The sequence below is a fragment of the Kitasatospora sp. NPDC036755 genome (genome assembly GCF_040636595.1).
Taxonomy (GTDB): domain Bacteria; phylum Actinomycetota; class Actinomycetes; order Streptomycetales; family Streptomycetaceae; genus Kitasatospora.
On record NZ_JBEZUT010000303.1, the window covers coordinates 1 to 10,450 of the forward strand.

Sequence of the window (10,450 nt, forward strand, 5' to 3'; positions counted from 1 at the left end):
CGCGCTGTACACCGTGGCCCGGCAGAACAACCGGCCCGCCGCCCTCACCGCGCTCGCGCTCACCTGCCTCCCGAACGCCCTCGGCATCTGGTACCCGGTCGCCACGGGAGCGGTGGGGCCCGCCCACGAGACGGCGGTGATCCTCAGCGAGATCGCCTTCTCCGTGCCGATCACCGCCCTGGCCTGGGGCGCCGGCCGCTGGATCCGGTCCACCGCCCTCACCGCCGAGCGCGACCAGCGCGAACTCGCGCTGGCCCGGCAGGCCGTCCTCGGCGAACGCGTCCGGATCGCCCGCGAGTTGCACGACATCGTGGCCAACGCGGTGGCCGTCATCGTGCTGCGGGCCGACACGGCCCGCAGCACGGCGCCCGCCGACCCCGACCGGCTGACCGAGACCCTCGGCGACATCGAGGCCGTGGGCCGCAACGCGATGGCCGAACTGCGCCGCATGCTGAGGCTGTTGCGCTCCGCCGACGTGCCCGTGACGGAAGGGGCCACCCGCCGGGGGCTCGCCGACCTGGGCCCGCTGCTGGACGACGCCCGGCGCGCCGGGGTCCTGATCGACCTGGAGGTGCACGGCACCCCGGTCCACCTCGACGACAGCGTCGACCTGACGGCCTACCGACTGATCCAGGAGGCCGTCACCAACGTCATCAAGCACTCCGGCGACGGCAGCCGCGCCTCGGTGCGGATCGACTGGTCCGAGGTGCTGACCCTCGACGTGATCGACGACGGCGCGGGCCGCCGGCCCGAGGCCCGCCGCGAGCTGTCCACCGGCCACGGCCTGCTCGGACTCGCCGAGCGCATCGCGCTGTTCGGCGGCGAGCTGACCGCCTCGCCCTACCGCTCGGGCTTCCGGGTCACCGCCACCCTGCCGCTCCGCCCGCCCGCCGACGCGGCGGACTGACCGGCCCCGGCCCCGGCCCCGGACCCGGCATCGGCATCGGCATCGGCACCGACCTCGGCACCGGCCTCGCACGGACGGGACGGCCCGTCAGGACGTCTCCGGCTGCTCCGCGTACCGGGTCGTGAAGCCCAGCACCACCACGTAGCGGCCCTCGGCCTGCTTGGTGACCTCGCTCGGCCGCACCGGCCGCCAGGCCAGGTAGTCGGACCGCTGCCCCTCGTCGTTCCGGTAGCGCCGGTCGCCGTACTTCTCGTACCAGTAGTCCTCGCCGGTGGCCAGGAGTTCGGGTCCCGGCGGCCTGGCGACGCTCACGGCCAGTTCCGTCCGCACCGCCTCCTTCGTCGCCGACTCGAACTCGACGGACGGGTCGACCGGCCGGGCCGCCGCCTCCGCCACCTCCTCCGGGGTCGGGTCGGCGGGCGGCTGGTGGGCGTAGTCGTCGGCCGCGACCAGGCCCTCCCAGCGCGAGGAGCTGCTCCGCCAGCCCTCGGCGGCCAGGTACCGGTCCAGGTCGGACAGCCGGGCCCGGACGTCGCTCCCGTCGAAGGCCAGGTACACGTTCACGGAGCGCTCGCAGGCCGTCGGCAGCCACTTGCCCCGGTTCCACAGGTCACCGCGGTAGTCGGTCCGGCACACGTCGACCGCCGACTGCCCCAGCGCCTCGGCCCAGGGCAGCAGCTCGGGCAGCCGGTCGATCCGGGCGGCCATCCGCTCCTCGGCCGCCTGCCGGGCCTCCCCGGTCTCCGGTGACCGCGCCACCCCCGGGACGTCCGGCGCGGCCGGGATCGCCGAGTCGCGGTAGAGCCGCCACCCCGCCCAGCCGCCGAACACGACCGCCGCGCCCAAGGCGGCGATCAGCACCCACCGCAACCAGAACCGAACCACACCCACCCCCGGTCTCCGTCGCCCACCCCGTTCCGGCATCGTACGGGCGCGAACGCGGAACCGGGCGGAGGGTGCGCCGGGCGGGGGCGGTCCGGCGGCCGGCCGCTCAGCCGCTCAGCCGCTCAGGTGCTCAGCCGGGCGGCCGGTCAGCCGGTCAGCCGGTCAGCCGGTCAGCCGGTCAGCCGCCGGAGCGGATCGGTTCGCCGGTGCGGTGCAGGTGGGCGAAGATCTCCCGGTAGGAGCGGACCAGGCCCGTCTCGTAGTACGGGACGCCCTTCTCGGCGCAGAACTCCCGGGTGATCCGGGCGGCCCGCCCGAGCGCCGGGGTCGGCATGCTGGGGAACAGGTGGTGCTCCACCTGGTAGTTGAGGCCGCCCATCACCGCGTCGACGACCGCCCCGCCGCGGACGTTGCGCGAGGTGAGCACCTGGCGGCGCAGGAAGTCGAGCTTCATCTCCGGCGTCACCATCAGCATGCCCTTGTGGTTCGGGGCGAAGACGCTGCCCAGGTAGACGCCGAGCAGCGCCTGGTGCACGGCGAGGAAGGCGACCGCCTTGCCGACCGGGAGCGCGGCGAACACCAGGCCGAAGTAGGCGGCGAAGTGGACCACCAGCAGCACGCCCTCCAGCACCGGGCGCTTCACCGCGGGGCCGCGCAGCGCACGGAAGCTGTTGAAGCTGAGGTTGAGGCCCTCCAGCAGGAGCAGCGGGACGAACAGGTACGCCTGCCGACGGCCGATGAACCGGGCGATGCCGCTCGCCCCCCGGGCCTGCCGCTTGGACCACACCAGGAGGTCGGGGGCGACGTCCGGGTCCCGCTCCTCGTGGTTCGGATTGGCGTGGTGGCGGGTGTGCTTGTTCATCCACCAGCCGTAGCTCATGCCCATGAGCAGGTTGGCGGCTATCCGGCCGCCGATCTCGCTCGGCATCCGGCGGTCGAAGACCTGACGGTGCGCCAGGTCGTGGGAGAGCAGCCCGATCTGGGCGAAGACGACGGACATCGCCGCCGCCAGGGCGAGTTGCCACCAGGTGTCGCCCAGTGCGAACAGGGCGTACCAGCCTCCGAGGAAGGCGGCGAGCACCAGGCCTACGCGGACGGCGTAGTAGCCGGGGCGTCGGTCGAGCAGGCCTTCGGCGGCGATCCTGCGGGTCAACTGGGCGAAGTCGCTGCCGCCGCTCCCCGACCTGGGGGAGGGGGCTTCGGGCGCTTCGGTCGTCATCACGGGCTGCGCGGGCATGCCGCGATTCTGCCGGTGTCGGGCCCGTCCGCATAACGGGGAAAGCACCCGCCCCGTACGGGTGTTAACCCCCTTGCCGCACGGGGGCCGACCCGCTGGGAGGTCCGACGGCGGGCCTCTCAGCCCGTCTCCGGACGTCCTAACGGCTCGTCCAGGTGGTACGCGAGGACCGCGAGCACCTGCTCACCGGTGCGCCGGCCGCCCGGCACGCCGGAGCCGAGCCCGTCGACCATCGCCGGCAACCCGGCCGCGACCGCCCCGGCCTCCCGCTCCGCCCCGCTCCCCCGGCCCGCCGCGCCGGCACCTCCGGGTCGCCGAGCACCAGCGCGTCGTACGCCGCGTACGTCCTGGTGATCCGGCGGCTCTCGGCGTCCGTCGGCAGAGGCAGGAGGCAGGAGGCAGGAGGCAGGAGGCAGGAGGCAGGGCCGCCGTCACGCCGGTCGGGACGGCCCGCCGAGGGCGGCGCGGACCAGCCGGGTGAGGGCCGGGGTCGCGGCGGCCAGACCGCCACCGCCGTCCGACGGCCCGGTCTCGGTCGCCAGCGCGTCGTAGGTCTCGAAGGCGGTGAGGACGAAGAGCAGGCCCGCCGCGTCCGGCGGGGCGGCGGGCAGGCGGCCGGTCAGGACGGCGGCCCCCTCCCGGCGGCGGGCGTCGCGGTCGGCGATGACCCGGCCCACCTCCTCGTCGAGCGCGGCGAGGGCGCGCAGGCGGCGGGTGCAGACCCGGTCGACCGCCCAGAAGCCGCCCATCACCTCCACGAAGCGGTCCACCGCCGCCCAGGGGTCGGCCAGGGTGAAGGCCTCGACGAGCCGGCCCATGCCGCCCTGTTCGGCGAGGGCGTCGCAGACCGCCTCCAGCAGGCCCGCCTTGGAGCCGAACTGGTAGTAGACGGTCGCCCGGGCGACGTCCGCGCGGCGGGCAACCGCGTCCAGCGAGACCCCGCCGGTCTCGGCCAGGTGCGCGCGGGCGGCCGCGACGATCCGGGCCCGGGTCTCGTCGACCTCCGCCTGCCGCTGTCCCATCCGGTAGGACCGGGGGCTCATCCCGCTCGCCTCCACTCGTTCCGCGTGAACTGGCAGTATCGCCGATCGGTTCACCCGTGGCGGGGAAGGCCGGGCGCCCGCCGGGGAAGGCCCGGCACCCCGGCGGAGCCGGCCCGGGCACTCAGAGCATGATCCGCCCGCCGCTGACGTCGAGGGTCTGCCCGGTGATCCAGGAGGACGCGTCGGAGGCCAGGAAGAGCACGGCCGAGGCGATGTCCGCCGGCTCGCCGAGGCGGCCCAGCGGGTGCGCGGCGGCGACCGCGGCCTGCACCTCGGGCGGCATCTGCGCGGCGGTCCGTTCGGTGCGGACGGCGCCCGGCGCGACGGCGTTGACCCGGACGCCCTCGCCGGCGACCTCCAGGGCGAGGTGCCGGGTGAACATCAGCACCCCCGCCTTGGCCGTGGCGTACGCGGCGGAGGCACCGCCGGGCAGCCGGCCGGCCGTGGAGGCCATGGTGACGATCGAACCGCGGCCACGGGCCAGCATTCCGGGCAGGAAGGCCTGGACGGTGAGGAAGGTGGCGGTGAGGTTGCCGTCCAGCACGGCCCGCCAGTGCTCCTCGGTCTCGCGGACGGTCGGCACCGGGCGGCCGTCGCCGCCGGCGAAGGCGGCCAGGACGTCGACGGGGCCGAGGTCCCGCTCGATCCGGGCGGCGGCGGAGCCGAGCGCCGCCGCGTCCGTGCAGTCGGCGACCAGTCCGAGCGCCCGGGCCGCCCCCTCCGTCCGCAGGTCCCGCGCCACGTCCGCCAGCGCCTGCTCGTCGCGTCCGAGGACGGCGACGGCCGCGCCCTGCCGGGCGAAGGCGCGGGCGGTCTCCGCGCCGATGCCTCGGCTGCCGCCGGTGACCACGACCACCCGACCGTCCGGTTCGGGGTGGTGATCTTGCCGAACTCCCATGTCCCATCGCTCCTTTGGGCTTGCACTCGCGGTGCGCTGTGGTTCACTTGATTCATTCATACAGCCTGTCCGAATGAATTCCAAGGCACCACCCGAGACCCGAACCATCTCCCCAGGAGGAACCGATGAGGATCGCCGTCGTGGGCGCCACCGGACGCACCGGCCGTCTGGTGGTCGACCTCGCGCTGGCCGCGGGACACACCGTCACCGCCGTCGCCCGCGACCCCGCCCGGCTGCCGGAGTACGCGCACGGCACCCCGCTCACCGCCCGGGCCGACGTCGGCCGGCCGGGCTCCCTGCACGGGGCGCTGAGCGGGCAGGACGCCGTCGTCGCCACCCTCGGCACCACCGGCCGCCGGGCCGCCACCACCGTCTTCTCCGACGGCGCCCGGGAGTTGACCGCCGCGCTGCGCGACAGCGGCGCCCCGCACCTGGTGACGATGAGCTCGGCGGGGCTGGACACCAGCCGGCTCCCGTTCGTCCAACGGACGGTGTCCAGGCTGGTGGTCGACCGGCTGTACCGGGAGGTCCACCACGACCTGGCCCGGATGGAGGCGGTGCTAGCCGGCTCCGACACCGCCTGGACGGTCGTCCGGGTGCCGATGCTCAAGGACGGACCGCCGTCCGCGGGCCCCCAGGTCTCGTACGACCGGCCGCTGGCCCGCGCCGGCACCGTCACCCGCGCCACCGTCGCCCACTGGATCGTCGGCCACCTCGGCGACCCGACGACCTACCGCCGGCTCGTCCACCTCGCCGACGACTGACGCCCCGCCCGCACCCCCTCAGGCGGCCGGCGGCTCCCGCGAGGACGCCCGGACCGGCCCCGCGCTCAGCCCTGCTGCGGCGGGCGGCGGCGCATGGCGAGCAGCAGCAGGACCACCGCCGACAGCACGGCGGCCACCCGCAGCACGTTCGGGGCCGACGACCAGCTGATCTGGCCCAGCGGCGAGCCCGACTGGAGGCCGCCGCCCTGGCCCCCGGCCTGCTTGGCCTTCTGCATGGCGAACAGGGTGGTCGCGCTCATCGTGATCAGCGGAATGCCGAGGATCGCGAACTTGCGCATCAGGTCGGAGATCTGGCGGGACAGGTAGCCCAGGCCCCAGCCGGCCAGCATCACCGGGAGGAAACCGGAGACCGCCCCGCCGACCAGCAGGGCGCAGGAGAGCAGGATCAGCGGGGAGGGCTTCTGGCCGCCCGCGTCCTTCTGCGCCTCCTTCCCCGCCGCCTCGCCCTTGCCGCCCTTGGTGGCCTTGGTGGCCTTGCCGCCCTTCGCCGCGCCCCCGGCCTTCCCGGCCTGGGCCCCGGGCTGGGCGGGGGCGGCGGCGGGAGCCGCTCCGAACAGGCGTCTGCGCGGCTTCCTCGGGGCCGCGGCGGGCGCGGCCGGCTCCGTCGCGGGCTCGGCGGCCTCGCCGTCCTCGGCGGCGCGCTGTTCGGGGATCGGCTTCGGCGCGGGCTGCGGCCCGTCCGAGAAGTCGAAGAGCGTCATCGTCCACGGGCCGGTGCTCGACACCATCGGCGACGGGATCACGTCCGACCGCTCCTCGGCGGCGGTCTCCGGGAGGTACAGCGGCACGGACGGGATGCCGGCCGCGCTCGGCGCCGGCGGGTCGTAGACACTGTCGGGGTCGAAGTCCGGGGCGGGGGCGGACGGGACCTCCGGGGCGCCGCCGGACGCGCCCTCACCCGAGCCCGAACCGGAGCCCGAGCCGGCGCCCGGGCCCGCGCCCGAACCGGCGTCCGGACCCGCGTCCGGGCCGCCCGGCGAGCGCTCGCTCCACGGCCCGCTCTTGCGCCACCACTCGCCGTCCGTCATCACCGACCACCCCGCCTCGCCCGAACCCTGCCGCCCGCCGAACCGCCCTCGGCGTGACGCTACCCACCCCGCCCCCGCCCGCGCGAGTCCGACCGCGGGTCCGGCGATGCGCCGGAGCCGCCGCGGGACGAGGACACCCCCTCGTCCCCGCGCCCGACTAACCTAGGTCGAATGACCACACAGCAGGGCCCTCAACGCCGGGGCAGGTCCGCCACCGGCCCGCGCACCCTCGCCGAGGAACTGCGCGCCCGTCCCGACGACGCGCTCGCCGCCCTGCTCCGCTCCCGCCCCGACCTGCTGAACCCCGTCCCCGGCGACCTCACCCAGCTGTCCGCCCGGCTCTCCTCGCGCGCCTCCGCACTGCGTGCCCTGGAGCGGCTCGACCGCTTCACCCTCCAGGTCGCCGAGGCGCTGGCCACCGCACCGGACGGCACCTCGCTGAGCACCGTGCGCACCCTGCTGACCGGCCCGGCGAAGGTCAAGCCGCACCCCGACGCGACCCCGCTCACCCCGGCCGACCGCTCCGCCGTCGCCACCGCCCTGCCGCGCGCGATCGCCACCCTGCGCGACCGCGCCCTGCTCTGGGGGCCGGACAACGGGCTGCGGCTGGTCCTCGCCATCCGCGAGGCGCTCGCCCCGACCGCCACCAACCCGGGCCGCACCGGCCTCGGCCCGACCCTCGCCGACGCCACCGTCGGCATGTCCCCGGCCCGGCTGCAGCAGCTGCTCGCCTCGGCCGGGCAGCCCGGCACCCCGGACCCGGTCAGCGCCGTCGCCGCGCTCACCGCGCTGCTCACCGACCGCGCCCGCTGCGCCGCACTGCTCGACACCGCGCCCGAGGCAGCGCTGCGGCTGCTGGAGCGGCTGGTCTGGGGCCCGCCCACCGGCACCGTCCCGGACGCCACCCGCCCGGTCACCGCCGAGGACGCGCAGAGCCCCGTCGAATGGCTGCTCGCCCGCGGCCTGCTGCTGCCCTCCAGCCCCGGCAGCGTCGTGCTGCCCCGCGAGCTCGCGCTGCACCTGCGCGGCGGCCGCACCCACCGCACCGTCGAACCGGTCCAGCCCGAGCCCGCGCCCGCCGCCGCCCCGCGCGACCCCCGGGCCGTGGACGGCGCCGCGGCCGCCCAGGCGCACACCGCGGTCAAGACCGTCGAGGAGCTGCTGGACGGCTGGGGCCTCACCCCGCCGCTGACCCTGCGCGCCGGCGGCCTCGGGGTCCGCGACCTCAAGCGCACCGCCCAGGCCCTGGAGAACACCGAGCAGCAGACCGCCTTCTGGCTCGAACTCGCCTACACCGCGGGGCTGCTGGCCCCCGACGGCGAGGTGGACGAACGCTGGGCCCCCACCCCCGGGTACGACACCTGGCTGCACCTGGACACCGCCGAACGCTGGTCCGTCCTGGCCGGCGCCTGGCTCGCCGCCACCCGCGTCCCCGCCCTCGCCGGCACCCCGGACGGCCGGGGCAAGCCGCGCGCCGCCCTCGGCCCCGAACTCGACCGCACCCTCGCCCCGTCCGTCCGCCGCGCCGCCCTCGCGCTGCTCGCCGAACTCCCGCCCGGCACCCCGGCCACCGCCGGGGAACTGCTGCCCACCCTGCGCTGGCAGCGCCCGCTGCGCGGCGGCCCCACCGGCCCGGACGGCCGAGAGCTGCGCGACGAGCTCACCGCCTGGACCCTCGACGAGGCCGAACTCCTCGGCATCACCGGCCGCGGCGCCCTGGCCGCCCCCGGCCGCGCCCTGCTCACCGCCGAAGCCGACCCGGCCGAGGTGCTCGCCCCGCTGCTCCCGCAGCCGCTGGACCACGTGATCCTCCAGCCGGACCTCACCGCGATCGCCCCCGGCCCGCTGCTCACCCCGCTCGCCCAGGCCCTCGCCCTGTGCGCCGACATCGAGTCCAAGGGCGGCGCCACCGTCTACCGCTTCACCCCGGCCTCGGTCCGCCGCGCCCTCGACGCCGGCCGCACCGCCGCCGACCTGCGGGCCTTCCTGGAGCAGCACAGCCGTACGCCCGTCCCGCAGCCGCTCGCCTACCTGATCGACGACGTCGCCCGCCGGCACGGCATCCTGCGGGTCGGCGGTGCCTCCTCCTACCTGCGCTGCGACGACCCGTCCCTGCTCGGCGAGGTGCTCGCCGACCGCCGCTCCGCCGACCTGCGGCTGCGGCTGCTCGCCCCCACCGTCCTCGCCTCCCAGGCCGCCCCGGACGTCCTGCTCGCCGCCCTGCGCACGATGGGCTACGCCCCGGCCGCCGAGTCCGCCGACGGCGACGTGCTGATCACCCGGCCGGACAGCCACCGCACCCCGCCGCGGACGGCCCCCGTGCCCGTCCCCGACGGCCCGCCCACTCCCGACGACGTCCTGCTCGCGGCCGCCATCAAGGCCATCCGGGCCGGCGACCGCGCCGCCACCGCCACCCGCCGCGAGCCCACCGCCGACCCGCGCCAACTCCCCCGCACCGCCGCCGCCGAGACCCTGGCCGCCCTCCAGACGGCCGTCCTCCTGGGCGAGCGGATGTGGATCGGCTACCTCAACGCCGAGGGCATCGCCAGCCAGCGCATCATCGACCCGGTCAAGGTCGAAGGCGGCTTCGTCACCGCCTTCGACCACCACGCCGACGAACTCCGCACCTTCGCCCTCCACCGCATCACCGGGGTCGCGGAACTCGACGAGTGACCCCGGTCAGTGCCCCTGCTGCGCCTCCTTCATCTTGTCCTGGACGGCCTTGTCCGCCAGGCTGCCGATCTGGCCCTGCCCGACCGGCATCGCGCCCCCGGTGACGGTGTCCGCCAGCAGGAACCCGGGCGCCGCGAGCAGGCCGCCGGGCCCCTCGCCGATCCCCGCGAGGGCGTGGGCCGAACCGGCCGAGGAAGCAGTGGCCGCGAAGGCCGAGCCCATCAGGGCGAGGGCGGTGAGAACGCGCTTCGACTTCTTCATGGCCGGATCAACGAGCGAGTGCGCACCGTGGTCACTGCGGACGGCTCCCGCGCACCGTCCGCGATGCGCGACACTGGAGGGTCTGCGTCAAACCACCCTGTCAGCCAGTGGAGGGCTTCCCCGCGTGAACGACGGACCGCTCATCGTCCATGCGATCAGGCCAGATGCACATACTAAGGGCGGACGGTCGATTCGGCAGCCTCCGTCACCTGCCCCATGCGGCGGAGTCCCCGTTGTGCCCACCCAGACATGCCCGGACGGGCCCTCGATTCGTAGGCCCGTCCGGATGATCACGACCAGGCTTTGCGGCCAGGCATGGGAATGCCCTCCCACGGGCCGGACAGGTACCGGGGCTGTCGCCGGGGTCGATGTACCCGGCTCTCACCAGCTGCGCATGCAGCCAGTGCGGGTCACAGCCGTACAGGATGCCCAGGGTTCCCACACTGACGCCGGAGTAGAGCAGGTGCCCTGTACGTCGGGGTTCGGCTGGTAGGTCACGGTGACGTCCGCCCATTCCTGGCGGGCGCCTGGCTCGTACGTCCACGTGCCGCGCTGCATCGCGACCGCTTCCGCGTGGCGAAGCAGGATCTCGCCGAAGTTGGCCATCTCGGACGGGACGTCCAACGTCCACCAACGTCGCGCCGCTTCCGAAATCAGGTGCGCGGCCAGCCGTTCGAACGAGTGTGTGGCAGCGAACCCGTGGACGTCGGAGCAGCCGGAGACGACTCCGGGG

The 10,450-nt window shown here is 75.7% G+C and carries 10 protein-coding genes; 3 read left to right on the forward strand and 7 right to left on the reverse strand.

The features are described from left to right. The coding region (locus AB0E96_RS32400) for a histidine kinase (RefSeq protein ID WP_359829357.1) at positions 1 to 907 on the forward strand (907 nt) is incomplete at its 5' end. 87 nt (positions 908 to 994) lie between these two features. Here the strand turns inward: AB0E96_RS32400 and AB0E96_RS32405 are convergent. From AB0E96_RS32405 to AB0E96_RS32420, 4 genes are all read right to left on the reverse strand, one after another. Continuing rightward, on the reverse strand, positions 995 to 1,798 hold the full coding sequence (locus tag AB0E96_RS32405) for a hypothetical protein (RefSeq protein WP_359829358.1): 804 nt from the start codon (positions 1,796 to 1,798) through the stop codon (positions 995 to 997). Positions 1,799 to 1,970: 172 nt separating this feature from the next. Then, positions 1,971 to 3,011: an acyl-CoA desaturase gene (locus AB0E96_RS32410; RefSeq protein ID WP_359829366.1), complete on the reverse strand. Its 1,041-nt coding sequence runs from the start codon at positions 3,009 to 3,011 to the stop codon at positions 1,971 to 1,973. A gap of 449 nt (positions 3,012 to 3,460) precedes the next feature. After that, positions 3,461 to 4,072 carry a helix-turn-helix domain-containing protein gene (locus AB0E96_RS32415; RefSeq protein WP_359829359.1) on the reverse strand — a complete coding sequence of 204 codons (612 nt, stop codon included), beginning with the start codon at positions 4,070 to 4,072 and terminating at the stop codon, positions 3,461 to 3,463. Positions 4,073 to 4,193: 121 nt separating this feature from the next. Next, on the reverse strand, positions 4,194 to 4,970 hold the full coding sequence (locus AB0E96_RS32420; RefSeq protein WP_359829360.1) for an SDR family NAD(P)-dependent oxidoreductase: 777 nt from the start codon (positions 4,968 to 4,970) through the stop codon (positions 4,194 to 4,196). Between the two features lie 125 nt (positions 4,971 to 5,095). On the opposite strand from AB0E96_RS32420, the gene AB0E96_RS32425 reads away from it, so the two are divergent. After that, a complete protein-coding gene (locus AB0E96_RS32425) occupies positions 5,096 to 5,734 on the forward strand; it encodes an NAD(P)H-binding protein (protein ID WP_359829361.1) in 639 nt (212 codons plus the stop codon). 65 nt (positions 5,735 to 5,799) lie between these two features. On the opposite strand, the gene AB0E96_RS32430 is transcribed toward AB0E96_RS32425, so the two are convergent. After that, positions 5,800 to 6,783, reverse strand: a complete 984-nt coding sequence (locus AB0E96_RS32430) for a hypothetical protein (RefSeq protein WP_359829362.1) — start codon at positions 6,781 to 6,783, stop codon at positions 5,800 to 5,802. Between the two features lie 171 nt (positions 6,784 to 6,954). Here AB0E96_RS32430 and AB0E96_RS32435 point away from each other — a divergent pair, with 171 nt between their 5' ends. Then, entirely contained in the window at positions 6,955 to 9,456 is a 2,502-nt protein-coding gene (locus tag AB0E96_RS32435; RefSeq protein WP_359829363.1) for a helicase C-terminal domain-containing protein, read from the forward strand. 6 nt (positions 9,457 to 9,462) lie between these two features. Here AB0E96_RS32435 and AB0E96_RS32440 read toward each other — a convergent pair whose 3' ends face one another. Together AB0E96_RS32440 and AB0E96_RS32445 are read right to left on the reverse strand one after the other, a co-directional pair. Continuing rightward, positions 9,463 to 9,717, reverse strand: coding sequence for a hypothetical protein (locus AB0E96_RS32440; protein WP_359829364.1), 255 nt, complete (start codon positions 9,715 to 9,717; stop codon positions 9,463 to 9,465). 381 nt (positions 9,718 to 10,098) lie between these two features. Beyond that, positions 10,099 to 10,450: hypothetical protein (locus tag AB0E96_RS32445; protein ID WP_359829365.1), on the reverse strand; the 352-nt coding region annotated here is incomplete at its 5' end.

Coding starts and splice junctions, on each gene's coding strand:
- AB0E96_RS32420 (WP_359829360.1), bottom strand. CDS start 4,970: ATGGGAGTTCGGCAAGATCACCACCCCGAACCGGACGGTCGGGTGGTC.
- AB0E96_RS32410 (WP_359829366.1), bottom strand. CDS start 3,011: ATGACGACCGAAGCGCCCGAAGCCCCCTCCCCCAGGTCGGGGAGCGGC.
- AB0E96_RS32425 (WP_359829361.1), top strand. CDS start 5,096: ATGAGGATCGCCGTCGTGGGCGCCACCGGACGCACCGGCCGTCTGGTG.
- AB0E96_RS32440 (WP_359829364.1), bottom strand. CDS start 9,717: ATGAAGAAGTCGAAGCGCGTTCTCACCGCCCTCGCCCTGATGGGCTCG.
- AB0E96_RS32415 (WP_359829359.1), bottom strand. CDS start 4,072: ATGAGCCCCCGGTCCTACCGGATGGGACAGCGGCAGGCGGAGGTCGAC.
- AB0E96_RS32435 (WP_359829363.1), top strand. CDS start 6,955: ATGACCACACAGCAGGGCCCTCAACGCCGGGGCAGGTCCGCCACCGGC.
- AB0E96_RS32430 (WP_359829362.1), bottom strand. CDS start 6,783: ATGACGGACGGCGAGTGGTGGCGCAAGAGCGGGCCGTGGAGCGAGCGC.